Annotated in this window: 1 protein-coding gene; it reads right to left on the bottom strand. The window is 48.2% G+C overall.

The window, feature by feature from the left end; translation table 11 throughout:
- Window positions 1–338 (bottom strand): hypothetical protein (locus tag Q0954_RS34655; RefSeq protein WP_299466854.1); only part of this gene is annotated, 338 nt, incomplete at both ends.

The following is a 338-nucleotide window of genomic DNA, read 5'->3' as shown; positions in this document are numbered from 1 at the left end:
CAAGCTTCTTCCTCAGAGCAGACCACTTCTCCCTGAGCGGTGATTTTCATTGAACAGGTATGGTTTTCGTGCTCCGGAGCAAGTTGTTCCCGGCGAGCCGCAATTTGCTCAGAATGCATGGCTCGGAAGGTAATCAGCTCCTTGCTTTGTGGCAGGGCTTCCAGGCTTTGGTCGACCAACGCGTGATTGCGAAAATAGTAGGTTTTGTTGTTTTGCTTTCGGTCGATGTAGGCACAATAAAGCTTGCCTTGAAATTTGTCGCCTTCGGCCTGATTATAAGCTGTTTTAGAGGCATAGGTGATGCCAATGCGTTGCCAGGCACCTTTATACTCTTTAAA

Origin of the sequence: uncultured Microscilla sp., assembly GCF_947493425.1 — a bacterium.
In the GTDB taxonomy this organism is placed as follows: Bacteria; Bacteroidota; Bacteroidia; order Cytophagales; family Microscillaceae; genus Microscilla.
This window is presented reverse-complemented; position numbering and strand designations above follow the sequence as displayed.